At 60.9% G+C, this 16,042-nt stretch carries 14 protein-coding genes; 3 read left to right on the top strand and 11 right to left on the bottom strand.

Annotation, left to right across the window (positions count from 1 at the left end; all coding sequences use genetic code 11):
- Positions 1-87 precede the first annotated feature (87 nt).
- The 10 genes from KGB23_RS28470 to KGB23_RS28425 form a co-directional block, all read right to left on the bottom strand.
- Complete coding sequence (locus KGB23_RS28470; protein ID WP_223433465.1) at positions 88-660, bottom strand: PPC domain-containing DNA-binding protein; 573 nt, start codon at positions 658-660, stop codon at positions 88-90.
- A gap of 118 nt (positions 661-778) precedes the next feature.
- Entirely contained in the window at positions 779-2,356 is a 1,578-nt protein-coding gene (locus KGB23_RS28465; protein WP_223433464.1) for an aldehyde dehydrogenase (NADP(+)), read from the bottom strand.
- A 30-nt stretch (positions 2,357-2,386) separates the two neighbouring features.
- The gene (locus KGB23_RS28460) at positions 2,387-3,346 is read right to left on the bottom strand and encodes an amidohydrolase family protein (protein WP_223433476.1); all 960 of its coding nucleotides are present in this window, start codon (positions 3,344-3,346) and stop codon (positions 2,387-2,389) included.
- Positions 3,339-4,298, bottom strand: a complete 960-nt coding sequence (locus tag KGB23_RS28455; protein ID WP_223433463.1) for an amidohydrolase family protein — start codon at positions 4,296-4,298, stop codon at positions 3,339-3,341. The genes KGB23_RS28460 and KGB23_RS28455 overlap by 8 nt, the downstream gene beginning before the upstream one ends.
- Before the next feature lie 15 nt (positions 4,299-4,313).
- On the bottom strand, positions 4,314-4,772 hold the full coding sequence (locus KGB23_RS28450; protein ID WP_223433462.1) for a thioesterase family protein: 459 nt from the start codon (positions 4,770-4,772) through the stop codon (positions 4,314-4,316).
- Between the two features lie 40 nt (positions 4,773-4,812).
- Positions 4,813-6,711: a TRAP transporter large permease subunit gene (locus KGB23_RS28445; protein ID WP_223433461.1), complete on the bottom strand. Its 1,899-nt coding sequence runs from the start codon at positions 6,709-6,711 to the stop codon at positions 4,813-4,815.
- 15 nt (positions 6,712-6,726) lie between these two features.
- Complete coding sequence (locus KGB23_RS28440) at positions 6,727-7,770, bottom strand: TRAP transporter substrate-binding protein (protein WP_223433460.1); 1,044 nt, start codon at positions 7,768-7,770, stop codon at positions 6,727-6,729.
- Between the two features lie 54 nt (positions 7,771-7,824).
- Entirely contained in the window at positions 7,825-9,033 is a 1,209-nt protein-coding gene (locus KGB23_RS28435) for a CaiB/BaiF CoA transferase family protein (protein WP_223433459.1), read from the bottom strand.
- A gap of 1 nt (position 9,034) precedes the next feature.
- Positions 9,035-9,814, bottom strand: a complete 780-nt coding sequence (locus tag KGB23_RS28430) for an enoyl-CoA hydratase-related protein (RefSeq protein WP_223433458.1) — start codon at positions 9,812-9,814, stop codon at positions 9,035-9,037.
- Positions 9,815-9,886: 72 nt separating this feature from the next.
- Positions 9,887-11,026 carry an iron-containing alcohol dehydrogenase gene (locus tag KGB23_RS28425; RefSeq protein WP_223433457.1) on the bottom strand — a complete coding sequence of 380 codons (1,140 nt, stop codon included), beginning with the start codon at positions 11,024-11,026 and terminating at the stop codon, positions 9,887-9,889.
- Positions 11,027-11,201: 175 nt separating this feature from the next.
- On the opposite strand from KGB23_RS28425, the gene KGB23_RS28420 reads away from it, so the two are divergent.
- The 3 genes from KGB23_RS28420 to KGB23_RS28410 all read left to right on the top strand — a co-directional run bounded on the left by KGB23_RS28420 (position 11,202) and on the right by KGB23_RS28410 (position 14,948).
- On the top strand, positions 11,202-12,125 hold the full coding sequence (locus tag KGB23_RS28420; RefSeq protein ID WP_056741875.1) for a LysR family transcriptional regulator: 924 nt from the start codon (positions 11,202-11,204) through the stop codon (positions 12,123-12,125).
- A 184-nt stretch (positions 12,126-12,309) separates the two neighbouring features.
- Complete coding sequence (locus KGB23_RS28415) at positions 12,310-13,650, top strand: PQQ-dependent sugar dehydrogenase (RefSeq protein ID WP_223433456.1); 1,341 nt, start codon at positions 12,310-12,312, stop codon at positions 13,648-13,650.
- 368 nt (positions 13,651-14,018) lie between these two features.
- A complete protein-coding gene (locus tag KGB23_RS28410; protein ID WP_223433455.1) occupies positions 14,019-14,948 on the top strand; it encodes a LysR family transcriptional regulator in 930 nt (309 codons plus the stop codon).
- Here KGB23_RS28410 and KGB23_RS28405 read toward each other — a convergent pair.
- A complete protein-coding gene (locus KGB23_RS28405; protein WP_123366449.1) occupies positions 14,941-15,924 on the bottom strand; it encodes a cyclase family protein in 984 nt (327 codons plus the stop codon). The two genes, KGB23_RS28410 and KGB23_RS28405, sit on opposite strands and share 8 nt — an antisense overlap.
- Between the last annotated feature and the right edge of the window lie 118 nt (positions 15,925-16,042).

Raw genomic sequence — 16,042 nt, 5'->3', positions numbered from 1 at the left:
TTTTTGTAGTTTGTATTTGGGAGGGTGGCTCCCGCAGTAGCGGGTGCCGGCAACGTTCGATGCCTGCGGGAGCGTTATTCGCCTGGCTTAAATACCCAACACGTTGGCGCCGATGCACGGATCAATCCCGCGCTCCAGACGACGCTGGTGGACGATCACGGTGATTTCCATCGAGCCGGTGGTCACTTCGAAGTCGAGGATGTGGCCGCCGTACGCTTGAAACGTGGCGTCACCGGCAACACCGTGCATATGGATCGAAGGCTGGTCGTTCTTCCACGCCACGGAGCCGGTGACGCTGGCCATCTCGACACTGTTCAAGGTCTTGGCGTCGAAGTCCTTTTTATCCTTGTTCCAGAAACCGAACTTCACGTTACCGAAGCCGATACCGCTGATGGAGGCGCTGGGGATTTTCTCGGCGATGGCCAGTTTGGTCAGCTCCTTGAAGGCGTTATCGCCCATGCGCAGCACCATGAGATAGCCGGTCGGGGTTTTGGTGTAGCGCGGTGTCGTTTCAGTTACACATTGCATGGGTGCTGCCGTCGCGGTGGGTGCGGTTTCTGCAACCGCGAGTGGGGAAAACGTCGAATTGATCAGAACGGCAGCGGTGACCGCCAACATCATCTTGGAGAGACGCAGTGTCGGGTGAAGTTGAACGTGCATGAGACTTCCTCTGTTTTTGTTGTTGTGGGCTACAGCGTTTTTTGAGGCGAGCGTGTCCGGCGCCTATTTTTCGATAGGCGACGGAGTTGCTATTAACGGTGAGTGTTAGTTCGGTGACTTACAGCGCATCACGGCTGCTGACACCGTCAACCAGTCGGGCAATGCTCAACGGGTTGGCGTTCTTCAGCGCGTCCGGCAACAAGCTGTCGGGGCAGTTCTGATAACAAACGGGACGCAGAAAACGATCAATCGCCAACGTTCCGACCGATGTACCGCGAGCATCCGAAGTGGCCGGGTACGGTCCGCCGTGAACCATGGCATCGCAGACTTCCACCCCGGTTGGATAACCATTGAACAGCACGCGCCCGACTTTCTGCTCCAGCAGAGCCAGCACTTCGTTCAGGGTATTGAGGTCTGAATCTTCGACGATCAGCGTGGCGGTCAACTGACCGCGCAAACCGTGCAGAGCCTGGAGCAACTCGGCCTGGTCGGCGACTTCCACCACGAGGGTGGTCGGGCCGAAGACTTCTTCCTGAAGCAACTCATCACCGTTGATCAACAGGCTGACGTCGGCCTTGAACACTTGCGGCTGCGCCTGATTGCCCTGTTGTCTAGCGCCGGCCAGGTGCGTCATGCCGGGGTGTGCGTGAAGAATCTCCAGACCGTGGCAATAGCTTTTCAGCGCGCCGACGTTGAGCATCGTCTGAGGGGGTTGCTCGCCCATCAACCCGGTGAAACGTTCGAGAAAAGCCGTGAACTCTGGCGAACGAATGCCCAGAACCAAGCCGGGATTGGTGCAGAACTGACCTGCGCCCAGGACCACGGAAGCAGCCAATTCGGCAGCGACTTTTTCACCGCGCGCCTTGAGTGCTTCTGGCATCAACAACACCGGGTTGATGCTGCTCATCTCGGCGAACACCGGGATCGGTTGAGGACGTGCCGCTGCCATGTCACACAAGGCCCGGCCGCCACGCAATGAACCGGTGAAACCCACCGCCTGGATAGACGGATGCTTTACCAAAGCTTCACCGACGCTGCCATAGAGCATGTTGAACACGCCATCAGGCATTCCGGTTTTTCTGGCCGCGCGAGTGATCGCATCGGCGACGTAATCGGCGGTTGCCATGTGACCGCTGTGGGCCTTGAACACCACCGGGCAGCCCGCTGCGAGGGCGGAGGCGGTGTCGCCGCCGGCAGTCGAGAAAGCCAGCGGGAAGTTGCTGGCACCGAACACGACGACCGGACCGAGCCCGGTGCGGTACTGGCGCAGGTCTGGACGGGGCAACGGTTGACGGTCGGGCAGCGCACGATCGATTCGGGCGCCGTAGAAATCGCCGCGACGCAGCATCGTGGCGAACAGGCGCATCTGGCCGCTGGTGCGTGCCCGCTCACCTTGAATGCGGCCGGCGGGCAGGGCGGTTTCCCGGCACACGAGGGCAATGAACGAGTCGTCCAGCGCCTCAAGTTCCGTGGCAATAGCCTCCAAAAATTGAGCGCGTCGGGCAGCTGAAAGATTACGAAAGATCGGGTAAGCCGTGGCCGCCGCTTCTGCGGCCGCATTCACTTCATCCACAGTCGCCTGATGGAAGCGATACGGCAGTGCTTCGCCGGTACTGGCGTCGTGGCTTTGCAAGGTGCTCGAGCCTTTAGCCGAACGAGCGCCAGCGATGTAGTTGTGGCCTGAAACTTCAAACATGGGAACTCCTGAAGGGCTGTTCAATAAAGGTCAAGTGAGCCGGTAAATGCGTCGGGCGTTGTCATGAAACAGGGCGAGCCGATCCGTGAGGGAGCGGTCGCTGACAATCGTTTTGAAGCCGTCGAAGATCTCGCTCATGCCGTTCACGACGCCGTCGACCGGGTAATTGCTGGCAAACGCACAGCGACTGACATCGACAATCGAAATCGCGTCGTTCACCACCACGCGGTTCGACTCGACGGGCCACGCCTCGCCGGGGATGCAGATGCCGGAAATCTTCAGGGCGACGTTCGGCTCTCGTGCCAGCAACGCGAGGTTTTCACGCCAGCCGGCCAACCTTTCTTCCGAACGATCAGATGGCAGCGCCGTGTGATTGACCACGATGGTCACGTCAGGAAAGTCCCTGGCCAGCTCGGCGGCTTCCGACAGATGCCACCATGGCGCCTGCAACTCGAAATGCAGGCCGTTTTCAGCTAGTTGTGCGTAGCCTTCGCGCCAACGGGGATCGCGCATCGAGCCTGGCGCCACGAAATCTTCGCGCCATGCTTCAAGGGTGGTGACTGCAGGTTTGTGGCGCACGCCGCGCACCAACGGATGATCGCCGTACTGGCGCAAGAGGTCCGATGCGTCTTCACGGTCAAGCCAAACCTGCGCCACCATCGCCGCCAGGGTCGGTTCGTTTTGTGCCAGTGATTCGACAAACCTCACCTCATCGGCGGGCGTCGCAGGGTCCCATTCACCCTCGATGACGACGGTCTGCACGATGCGATGGTTGCCCGTCAGCCGGCGATAGTCTTCAGGCAGAAAGTTGCGGCAGATCGACGAGTAATCGCCATAACGAAACGCTCGCAACGGTCGGTCGTTCAGCCACGGGTAGTAATGCTTTTCGATATCGAAATAATGTTGATGAGCGTCGACGATGGGTAAGTCCGCATCCTCGCCGCTGGCCAGAAAGCGCGCGCGCCAGTCGATCACGGATGGGTTATCCATGCTGTTCCTCCAGACGATAAAAGCGTTGTGCATTGCCGGCGAACACCGCTTCCTGCACGGCACGCCCCAGTGGCGCGAGCATCGCGGCCACGCCATCGGCAATCGTGTCGTAGGACGCGCGCAATCCGGCGACCGGGAAGTTGCTGGCGAACATGCAGCGCTCGGGGCCGAAGATCTCCAATGCGGTCAGCACCACGATCCGGTTATCGTCGTAGTTCCAGGGCGAGTCTTTCAGCCCGAACTCCGACAGCTTGATGTGCACGTTGGGCTGCAAGGCCAGTGCTTCCAGGCCCTTGCGCCAGCGGGTCATGCCTTGCGGGCTGCGATCCCAGGCGAAACCGGTGTGATTGAGGGCGATCCGGATCTGCGGAAACATCGCCGCCACTTCGGCGGCCTCGACCAGGTGCCACGGCGGCACGCGCAGGTCCCACGACAGGTCGTGGTCAGCCAGCCGCGAAAAGCCTTCCAGCCATTTCGGGTCCTGCATGGTGCCGCGAGCCCCGGCAATCGACACCTCCGGTGACGCCGAAGTCACCGGTTTGGAGCGTATGCCTTTCACCAGCGGCCTGGCGGCCTGAGCCGCGAGAATGTCCGCGCTGTCCTCACGGTCGAACCAGGCGTGGGCAACGATGGCATTCGGGAAGCCGTAGCGGGCATTCACCTGTTCCAGCCAGCGTGTCTCGGCGACTTGCTCATCGCGAGCACGCTCGGCCTCGACATGCACCGTTCCCACCAACCGTTGTCTTTCGGTCAGGGCAAGATAGTTTTCCGGCAAGAAATCACGGCACAGGCTGTGATAGTCGCCGAGGAAAAAATCCTCGTGATACTCATCCTGCAGCCAGGGATAACGACCGTTGCCCAGGTCCCACAAGTGGTGGTGAGCATCGACAATCGGTAACGCATCCTCGGCCGCAAGGTTGGGCAAGCCATTGCGTTCGTGCAGCGTGATCATGACGGGGTCCCTTGCTCAGCGCGACGCGGCGAATTGGGAAGGGCTGAGTACGCTGTCTTCGACGTCTCCTGCGGCGGCCGCCTCGGCCTTGGCCTGAACGCGGCTGCGCAGTTTGGCGACGTTCACCACCACCCGGGTATGCGCCGCCGTGGCCACCAGCTCGACGTCATCGCGCACTTCGACGTTGAAGGTGACGCTGCGACCCTCGATCCGGGTAACCGTGGCGACGATGCTGACCGACATCCCTAGCAACGTGGCCCCGACGTGGCGGATGTCGACCGCTGCACCGACGGTGTTTTCGCCCTCATCCAGGAAGGTGAGCAGGTAATCAAGGCAGGTCCGTTCGATATCGTCGACCAACCGTGGCGTGGCGTAGATGCGCAAGTCTTCGCCGAGAAACGAGATGGTGCGCTCCTTGTCGACGATCAGTTGGCGTTCGGTGGCGGTGCCGGCTTCGAGTGTGGAAAAATTCATGAGAAACCTCGTATTTACGTGCTGACAATCAAAAAGTGATTCAGGCGTTGGGCAGGAAACCGATGGAAATCCATGGCACGGCGATCAGCACGCCCAGGGCTACAACGAGTGCGCCGAGATACGGCCAGACCCGGCGCATGGCGCCGCTGGGGTCGACCTTGGCGATGGCGCAGGCAGCGTAGAAACCCACACCAAACGGCGGGGCGAACAAACCCAGGCCCATGGCGAAGATCGCGACCATGGCGTAATGCACGTCGTTGATGCCCATGGCCTTGGCAATCGGAAACAGCAGCGGCCCGAACAGCACGATGGCCGGGATGCCTTCCAGAAAACTGCCCAGAAGGATGAACGCCACGGCGGAGATGATCAGGAAACCCATCGCGCCACCCGGCACCGTCGACATCACCTGCGCCAACTGGTGCGAGAAGCCCGACTGGGTCAATGCCCAGGCCATGGCGGTCGCGCTGCCGATGATGATCAGGATCGCGCCGGACAGCGACGCGGTGCTGACCAGGATCGGATACAGCCGGCGCCAGTCAAAGCAGCGGTAGCACAGCAACCCGACGACAAAGGTGTAGGCCACGCCGATGGCGGCGACTTCGGTGGCGGTAGCGACCCCTTCAACCACCGCGGTGCGGATCACGAAGGGCAGGGCCAGTGCCGGTAACGCAACCAACAGCGAGTGGCCGATTTCTTTACCTGAGGCGCGTTTACCGGTGGAGGCTTCGCCTTTGCGGTTTTTCCACCAGATCACCGCCGCCATGGCGATGGCACCCACCACCGCCGGCATGAAACCACCGGTGAACAGGGCGGAAATCGACACACCGGTCACCGAGCCAATGGTGATCAATACCAGGCTCGGCGGAATGGTTTCCGACATCGCCCCGGACGCATTGAGCATCGCCACCAGTTCGTTTTCATCCTCACCGCGTTTCTTCATTTCCGGAAACAGCGCCGGCGCGATGGCCGCCATGTCGGCAGCCTTGGAGCCGGAAATGCCGGAGATCAGGTAGATGGCCCCGATCAGCACATAAGACAGGCCGCCACGTACATGGCCGATCAACGAGCAGAGGAAGCGGATCATCGCTCGAGCCATGCCCATGGCTTCGATCAGCGCACCCAAAAACACAAACAACGGGATGGCCAGCAAGATCAGGCTCGCCATGCCTTCGTCCATCCGGCCCACCACCAGAGTCAAGGGCGTGCTGGTCATGGTCGACAGGTAGGCCACCGTCGCCAGGCCGAATGCGACCATGATGGGCACGCCGATGACGATCATGGCCATCACGCCAATCATGAAGAAGACGACCAGGTTCCAGTTACCCATCAGCAGCAGGCTGCCTTCAGCCACCCACAACAACGCGGCAAGAGAAGCCAGCATCGCCACCGACACGGAGAAGTCGATCAACCGGGCGCTGGTCAGCAGACGCGCGACACAGGTCATCAGCATCAGGCTCAGGCCGACCGCGATGGCGGACACGCGAAAGGCGTTGGGGATTTCAAGGGCGGCGGTGGTGATGATCCACTCGTCGCTGACGTACTCCCAAGCCGGGGTGAACAGCAACCCGATGAACGTGATGACGATCACGGCGCCCAAGGTGTCGACAAAGGCGCGTTTTTCCAGCGGCAGGCGTCCGATGAACGAGGTCAGCCGCATGTGCTCGCCTCGACGCATCGCCACCACTGAACCGAGCATTGCCAGCCAGAGAAACAGCAGCGAGGCCAGTTCGTCGCCCCAGACGATGGGTTGATTGAGCACGTAGCGCGAGAACACATTGCAAAACAGCAGCGTGACTTCGACAACCACCAGCAACGCCGCGCTGCCCTCGGTCAGCCAGCGCAGCCCGGTGTCCAATGCGCGACCGAGACGAAACGTGGTGGGGCGCGTGCTGAGTCCTTCAGCGGGAGAAACATCCGTCATTGGTATTTCGCTTTTCATGACCTTGTCTCCGGCTTAGGACAGTTGACCCGCGTACTGCTCCAGCAAGCTCCAGGCTTCATCGCCGTACTTTTCTTTCCATTGGGTGTAGAAGCCTTTGGACTGCAATTCAGTCCTGAACAATGAACGGTCGACTTTGTTGAAGGTGATGCCGTGGGCGGTCAGGGACGGCTCCAGGCTGGAGTTGAGATCGATCACCTGTTGACGCTGAACCAGCGCGGCGGCGTTGATCTGTCGGGAGACGATTTCCTGCACGTCCGCCGGCAGTTTGGGGAAGGTCTTGCCCGAGGCGACGATCCAGAAACCGCCCCAGATGTGGTCGGTCATGGAGCAGTATTTCTGTACTTCATAGAAGCGTGCGGCTTCGACGACCACCAGCGGGTTTTCCTGGCCGTCGACGACTTTGGTCTGCAACGCCGAGTAGGTCTCGTTGATGCTGATGCCGGTCGGGGAGGCACCGAGGGCGCTGAACATCGACGTCCACAGCGGGCTCACCAATACGCGCAATTTGAAACCGGCCAGGTCTTGCGGCGTGTAGATCGGCCGCGTCGAGCTGGTGATCTGGCGGAAGCCGTTGTTCCAGACTTTCTCCATAGGGATCAGGCCGACCTTCTCGGTCTTGGCGCGTACGTATTCGCCCAGCTTGCCGTCCAGCGCGGCCCAGACACTGTCGTAGTCCTTGAACGCGAACGGCATGCTTTCAATCGACATGGCCGGCACCAGTGTGGAGAGAATCGCGCCTGGCAAGGGAATGAAGTCGATTGCCCCGGCGCGCACCTGGGACAGCATGTCGGTATCGCCGCCCATGGCGCCGTTGGCGTACACCTGCAGGTCTACGGCGCCGTTGGTTTCGGCCTTGATGGCTAGCGAAGCCGCCTTCATTTGGATGTTCAGCGGATGGGTGTCGGGCAGGCTGCTGGTGTAGCGCAACACAATGGGTTTGGTCGCGGCGAAGACGCTGGAGGGCAGCAGGTTGGCGGCGAATGCGCCGCCGACGGTGACGCCGGCAGACACTAGAAATGATCGGCGGCTGACGGCCTCGGTCAAGATACGGCTCATGATGTTCACCTTCTTGTTTTTGTTTTAATAATGGATTCAGGCTTTGGAAACAGGTCAGGACACGAGTGCCACCACCGCCTGGGTTCGAATCAGTTCGTCGATTTCATCTTCCGCATAGCCGCTTTCTTTCAGCACTTCGCGGGTGTGTTCACCGAGCAGCGGGGCATGCCGACTGGTCGGTGGCGCGGCGTTGTCCATGTCGGAGAAGTGAATCGGCAGGCCCATGCCACGTACCCGGCCTTCGGTCGGGTGTTGGGTCTCGACGACCATGCCGCGTGCTTCGGTTTGCGGATGAGCCAGCGCCGCCGCGATATCGAGGACCGGCCCGGCAGGCAGGCCGAGACTGTCAAACAGCACCATCCATTCATCGGTGGTGCGCGCGACCAGGACTTCGTTGAGGATTTCCACCAGAGCCAGACGGTGCTCCATGCGCAGCGCGTTGCTGGCGAATCGTGGGTCGGCTTCGAGTTGTGGCACGGCGAGCGCCTCGACCAGCCGTTCGTAGTTGGCCTGGTTGGCGGCACCAATGTTGATCCAGCCGTCTGCGGTGCGGAACACCTGATACGGCGCGCTGGTGGAGTTGGCCGAACCCATCTTCGGCAGGATGGTGCCATCGGCGAAATACGCCGCCGCCGGCCAGTACATCTGTTGCAGACCGGCTTCGAACAACGAGGTGTCGACCATCTGCCCCAGGCCGGTTTTCTGTTTGGCGGCGTACGCTGCGCAGATGCCGAGGGCGGCGAGAATGCCGGAGTTGATGTCGGCCACTGGCGAACCGGCCTTGACCGGCTCACGCCCGGCTTCACCGGTCATGCTCATCATGCCGCTCATGCCTTGGGCGATCAGGTCGAAGCCGCCTTTTTCGCCAAACGGGCCACTGCGGCCGTAGCCGGAGATCGCGCAGTAGATCAGCCCTGGATTGAGGGTTTTCAGCGTTTCATAGCCCAGGCCGAATTTCTCCATGGTGCCGGCACGGAAGTTTTCCGTCACCACATCGGCGTCCATCAACAGGCGGCGCAACACGTCGCGCCCGCCCTCGGTTTTCAGGTTCAGGCCAATACCGCGCTTGTTGCGGTTCACCACCATGAACGAAGCCGATTCACCGCTGGCCATGATCGGCGAGAAGCGGCGCGAATCATCACCGCCCGGGACTTTCTCGACCTTCACCACGTCGGCACCCATGTCGGCCAGCATCATTCCGCACACCGGGCCGGACATGATGTGAGCCAGTTCTACCACGCGCATTCCTGTCAGCGGTCCCATGTTATTTCCCCTTGAATTGTGGTTTGGCTTTCTCGATGAAAGCGTTCAGACCGATCTGAAAATCTTCGGTGTCGTAGCAGAAGTAACTCGTGTCAATCTGCTCGACGGTGGGTGCAACGCCGGCCTCAAGCTGGCGTGCGGCCTGACGATGCCAGCGGGCGACGAGGGGCGCTCCGTTGGCGATGCGCTTGGCGGTGGCGAGGGTTTCGGACTCGACCTCGGCATCGGGCACGACGCGGGTCACGAGGTTTTTTACGTAGGCGTCATTGGCGTCGAGAATGCGGCCTTCGAGAAGAATCTCCAGGGTCGTCGAGCGTCCTGCCAGCGCCACCAGACCGGCCATTTCGTCATAGGACATGACCAGCCCCAGCTTGCCGACCGGCGCACCGAAACGACTGGAGGTGCCACAGATACGCAGGTCGCACAGCGCAGCGATTTCCAGGCCGCCGCCGACACACACGCCATGGATCATCGCGATCACCGGGTGTGGGCAGTCGGCGACAGCGCGCATGGCCCTCGAGGTGACTTCGGCATACTCACGGGCTTGTGCCAGGTTGGCGCGCACGGTCGGAAACTCGCTGACATCGGCGCCGGCGGCGAAGGCTTGTTCGCCGGCACCGCGCAACACGACGCAGCGCACGCTGGCGTCGGCAGACAACTCGGTCATGACATCACCCAGGTCCTGCCACATGGACAAGGTCAGGGCGTTCATTTTCCCCGGGTGGCTGAGGGTGACGGTGGCAAGGCTGTCTTGCCGGTCGATAAGGACGGTGGGCTTCATGATTGTTGCGCTGGCGTCGGTTCAACCGACGACGCGGCTGCCTCCTCATTTTTTATTGTTGGATAGCGACGGTTACAACGACTGCTCAAGCATCGACAGGTAGTCCGCGGACGATGCTTCGCGGGGGTTGGTCTTGTGGCTGTGATCGTGCAATGCGCCTTCGACGATGCCGGCAAACAGGCTTTCGTCGACGCCGATTTCGCTCAGGCGGGTCGGCAGGCCCAGGCGTCGGGTCATGTCTTCGATGGCCGTGCCGATATTGGCGCCTGCCTCAAGGCCCATGGCGTGCCGCAGGCGTTCAAGCTTGCGTTCGTCGCGAACGGTCGGGGCGTTGGCGTTGAAGTCCACGACCGCTGGCAGAAAGATGGCGTTCAAGGTGCCGTGGTGCAGCTTCGGATTGATGCCGCCCAAGGCGTGGGACAGGCTGTGCACGCAGCCCAATCCCTTCTGAAAGGCGAGTGCGCCCTGCATCGACGCGCTCATCATGTTCATCCGGGCTTCGCGATCACCGGGTTCGGCGGTGGCGCGCTCGATGTGTTCCCAGGCACGCCACAGGCCGTCGAGGGCGATGCCATCCGCCGCCGGATTGAAGGCCGGCGCCATGAACGTCTCGATGCAATGAGCGATCGCGTCCATGCCGGTGGCGGCGGTCAGCATCGGTGGCAGGCCCAGGGTCAGTTCCGGGTCGCAGATGGCCACGCGAGGCACCACATAAGGTGAGATTACGCCCACCTTGCGACCATCGTCGAGAATCAGGATGGCGCCTCGGCCGACTTCGCTGCCAGTGCCCGCCGTGGTGGGAATGGCGATCAGCGGCGCGGTGGCAGAAGTGATGCGATCCAGTCCGCCTTCGATCACCGCAAAGCTGTGCAGAGGACCGTCGTGCGTGGCGCAGACAGCGACGCCTTTGGCCAGATCGATGGAAGAACCACCGCCGACCGCGATGATGCCGTTGCACTCGTCGAGGTGGTATTGCGCGACGGCTTCACGTACGGCGTGTTCGTTAGGGTTGGGCGGGGTTGCGTCGAAAATCGAAGGGGGAAGGCTGGCGCCGAGGGCCGCGATGACCTTGTCGACGATGCCGGCATTGCGCACGCCGATGTCGGTGACAATCAGCGGCCGGGTGATGCCCGCGCGCTCGGCTTCGGCTGCGAGATGCTGCAGGCTGTCGTAGCCGAACTGGATCTTGGTGACGTAATTGATGAGGGACATGATTCACCACAAGTTATACAGGATTGTTATTGTTGCAATCGGTCTGCGGCAGGAAGGCTTTCGCTCTCTGGTCAAACCCATTGCATTGCCTGGTTGTGGGGTGGACTATAGGGCCGTCGTGGCGAGCCTCGATACTGACAACTTTCGATACCTCTATAACTTTTAGTTAACCCTGATGACGCCCTCACTCAATTCGATCATGTCCCGCCTGCACATCAAGCAGCTTCGCTTGTTGATAGCCCTTGATGAACACGGCTCCTTGCTGGGCGCGGCCAAACAGGTCGCGCTGACCCAGCCGGGCGCCAGTAAAGCCCTGCAAGAAATTGAAACCACCTTCGGCACCTCGCTGTTCACCCGCACTAACCGCGGGCTTGAACCGAACGATGCCGGACGCTCGGTTATTCGTTACGCACGCTTGATCCAGACCGACCTCGCCCATCTGCGCGAAGAGATCATCGGCATCATGAGCGGAGAGGGCGGACGGGTGTCCGTCGGCACCATCATGGGCGCCGTCCCGCTGCTGACCACCGCGATCAGCCGGGTGATTGCCGACCACCCGAAGCTGTCCATCGAGATCGTCGAGGACACCAGCGCCGCACTGCTCAGCCAGCTTGACGCTGGGCGCCTCGACCTTGCGATCTGTCGTACGACCATCAGCACCACGCCCTACTTGTATGAGAGCTCGACCTTCGTCGAAGAAACCCTGGCGGTGATCGCCAGCACTCAGCATCCGTTCGCCTATGCCCGGCAGCTGTCGCTGAAGGACCTCGTGGATTACCGCTGGGTGGTCTATCGCGCCAACATGCCGATGCGTTTGCTGCTGGAGCGCGAGTTTCACGAGGCTGACCTGCGTTTTCCGGTGCACCTGCTGGAAACCACGTCGGCGTTTGCCACCTTGTCGTTACTTCAGGAAAACCCGACCCTCGTCGCGTTGGTGTCGACCGACGTGGCGAAGTTCTGCTCCGGCTACGGTTTCACCACCACGCTGCCGCTGCCCATTACTTCGCGCAGCGAACCTTATGAGCTGGTGTCGCGCAAAGGCGTGCCGGACTCGCCGGCAGCCAGGCTGCTACGAGAGGCGTTGTTGAACCCTGTTTGAGCCCGGGCCGGTTGAAACAGGCGCTTGCGATAGTGCCCGGCTTTGGAGGCGCGCATTCGTGCGTTTTAGGCAAATTTGATTTGCGACAGACGCGGTGTTTGAAACGGACCCACGCCGCGATACTTCGCCGGGATTTTGCCTGCCCAATAATTGGCCCACGGATGGCCGTTGCGAGGTAAGAACAATGAATGTGTCCAACCGACTTGCGCTCTTGATGACGACTGCCGCGCTGCTCACCGCGTGTGGTGAGTCTTCCAAATTGCCGTCTCAGGCCAGCGTCGGTCCGTCCCCGCAATTGCCTGAACCCACTACCTCGCTGATCCCCACGTTAAAAGTGTCCAAAGCGATCGGCTGGGCGGGTAATGACATGCCCAAGGCACCCGCAGGTTTCAAAGTGACCGCGCTGGCCGAAAACCTCGATCACCCGCGCTGGGTGTATACGTTGCCCAATGGCGATGTACTGGTTGCCGAGAGCAACCACCCGCCGATACCGGAAGGGGCTACTGACGGTGGCACCGGGCCGATTGCCTGGGCAAAACGCACAGTCATGGGTTTTGTGATGGGCCGTATTGGCGCTGATGCACCCAGCGCCAATCGCATTACCTTGCTGCGCGATGCCGACGGTGATGGCCACGCGGAAGTCCGGAAGGTATTCATGACGGGCCTCGCTTCGCCGTTTGGCATGGCATTGGTGGGTAATGAGTTGTTTATTGCCAATGCCGATGCACTGGTCAAGGTGCCGTACAACGCGGGTCAGACCGAGGTGAATGCGTCGCCGGTGAAAGTGACCGATCTGCCCGCAGGCATCAATCACCACTGGACCAAGAATGTCATCGCCAACCCTGAAGGGACCAAACTGTACGTCACGGTGGGTTCCAACAGTAACGTCGGCGAGAACGGCCTCGATGCGGAAGAAGGGCGCGCGGCGATTTGGGAAGTTGACGTCACAAGCGGCGACAAGCGCTTGTTCGCCAGCGGCCTGCGTAACCCCAACGGCTTGGCCTGGAAGCCGGGTTCGACGCAGTTGTGGACCGTGGTCAACGAGCGCGACGAAATCGGCAGCGACCTTGTGCCGGATTACCTGACGTCGGTGCAGGACGGTGGGTTCTACGGCTGGCCGTGGAGCTACTACGGCGCCCATGTCGACACCCGTGTCGAGCCGCCGCGTCCGGACAAGGTGGCCAAGGCTATCGCGCCGGACTATGCGCTGGGCACCCACGTTGCACCGTTAGGCCTGACGTTCTCTGATTCCCGCGCGATGCCGGAAAACTTCGCCAATGGCGTTTTTGTCGGTGAACATGGCTCGTGGAACCGTAATCCGCAGGCGGGCTATAAGGTGGTGTTCATCCCGTTCAACGACGGAAAGCCTTCCGGCATGCCGGTTGATTTTTTGACAGGTTTCCTCAATGCCGATGGTGAGGCGCAAGGGCGTCCGGTGGGCGTCACGCTTGACCAGAGCGGAGCGTTGTTGGTGGCCGATGATGTCGGGAACAAGGTTTGGCGTATCGCGATCGCCAAACCCTAGATAAAGGCGCGACGGCTAACCCCGCAAGATTTGTGGTTGGCGCAGACCCCTGTGGGAGCGAGCAAGCCCGCTCCCACATTTTGTTTGGTGCCGTTCGCAGGATTTGTGGCCGGGGCAGGTCCCCTGTGGGAGCGAGCTTGCTCGCGATGGCGTCAGCCGGCACACCGCATAAACCTGTTTAGCAACACGCGTTTAATGACACTCGGTGTTACGTCATAAGCGGCTACAACACCTGCGGTGTTTCAGAAAAACCGCGTACTCAGGTTTTACGACTGCTCCGTCCGAACGCGGCCCGAACCGAACGCAGGCTTCGCCAGCTGCTACAAACGCAGTCATTGGTTAACCTCTTGAATCGAGAACACACGGACATGGTTCCTTCCCTTTGCAGCATCGCTGCACGCTTGCGCCTCAAACAACTGCGGTTGTTGATCGCGCTGGATGATCGCGGTTCCTTGCACAAGGCCGCCGAGAAGATTTCAATTTCGCAGTCCGGCGCCACCAAAGCGCTGCATGAAGTCGAGTCATTGCTTGGCATGCCGCTGTTCGAACGCCAGCCCAAAGGTCTGGTGGCCAACGAAATGGGCCGGTGCATGATTCGTTACGCACGGCTGATCTACAGCGATGTCGAGCACTTGCGCGAAGAAATGCTCAGCATCATGCAGGGCCAGGGCGGGCGGCTCTCGGTGGGAGTGATCATGGGGGCGGTGCCGTTGCTGACCCGAGCCCTGACCGAGTTGCGCCTCAAGCAGCCGGAGCTGTCGGTGGAACTGGTGGAAAACACCAGCGCCGCGTTGCTTGGGTTGCTGGATCAGGGACGGCTGGACCTGGCGATTTGTCGCACCAGCGTCGGCCAGCGTTCGGACGCTTATGACTGCATCGAACTGAGTGAAGAACCCTTGGCGGTCGTCGCCAGCAAGGACCATCCACTGGCCAGTGCCGAGTCTTTGCAGCTGTCGCAGTTGAGCGACTACCGCTGGGTGGTCTATCCCAAAGACATGCCGATGCGTCAGACCCTGGAACGTGAGTTGAATGAGGCAGGGCTGGGGACTCCGCGTTATCCGCTGGAAACCTCGTCGATTTTCGCCACCATTTTGTTGGTGCAACAAGACCCGACCTTGTTGGCGGTGATCCCGGTGGAAGTGGCCAGGTTCTGCGAGCAATTCGACTTGCTGGTAAAGCTGCCGGTGTCGATGCGTGCGTTGATCGAGCCTTACGGCGTGATCAGCCGGGCCGGCGCCAATCTTTCCCCGGCGGCGACCCTGCTGATCAACGAACTGCAGCAGGACCTGATTACTTGATCACGATCGGATTCACCGGTGCACCCGTGCCGCCAACGACCTTCAACGGCGCGGCGGTGTAGAGGAACTGCCACTGGCCGTCTTCGGCGCAATCACTGGCCAGATCATCGAGCATCGCCACTTCGGTGAAGGTCACGCCGAGGTTGCGCATCAAGGCATTGTGCAGCGGGATCAGCACGCCCGAGGTGGGGTCGACCGCCACTTCGTTGGCCATGGTGTCGGTCACCAGATTGGGGATTTCCATCTGGTGAAACCACTCCACCAGCTCGCGGCTGAAGGTCAGGCCCGGCTCGGCGAAGTCCTTGTAAAACTCTTCTGGCTCGCGCTCATAGAACGAGCCGATCCAGCCGGTGCGGATGATCAGGATGTCGCGCTTCTGGATCTCGATGCCTTGGGCTTTTGCTGCGGCCAACAGGTCCAGATGATTGAAGGTCTCGCCCTTGTCCAGCACCGCTTTGCCGCGATGGCGGGCCATGTCGATCAACACGGCGCGCCCGACAATCCCGCGTTCGGCAATCGGCAGGATGCTGGCCTTGTCCATGCTGCCAATGGTGCTCATGGCGTCGTAGCCATTCCACAGTTTGTTGTCGTGCCAGACGTGGCCCAACGCGTCGTATTGGGTCGAGCCTTGCAGGTGCATGAAGATCACGTCGTCGGCGTATTCCACATGGCCGTCGAAGTGGGTCTTGCCGGCCAGGAAATGGCCCTTGTCCAGCACGTTGACCCGCATCGATGGACGTCGGCCGGGCCACAGCGGTTCGCCTTTGGGGTGGCCGATCTGCACTTGCAGGGTGAAGGTTTTGCCTTGGCGGACCGAGGCGATACCCCGGAGGATTTCCGCGCTTTGCAGGTAATTCAGGGCGCCAACTTCATCGTCCGGGCCCCATTTGCCCCAGTTGGTCGGCAGGCCTTCGAGCAGGGCCTTGATATCGGGAGAACGGTCAGCGGCGGTGTTATTGGGATTGTGGTCGCACATGAGGTTGTCCTGGAATTGAGCGGATTTGGCAGGCCAGCACGGTCCAATGTGGGAGCGGGCTTGCTCGCGAAGGCGGTGTATCAGTCGCCATTGATGTGGCTGACACACCGCCTTCGCG

Origin of the sequence: Pseudomonas sp. GL-B-26, assembly GCF_019947405.1 — a bacterium.
GTDB lineage: Bacteria > Pseudomonadota > Gammaproteobacteria > Pseudomonadales > Pseudomonadaceae > Aquipseudomonas.
Note: the sequence above shows the minus strand (reverse complement) of the source record. Positions and strands in the feature narration are given on the sequence as shown.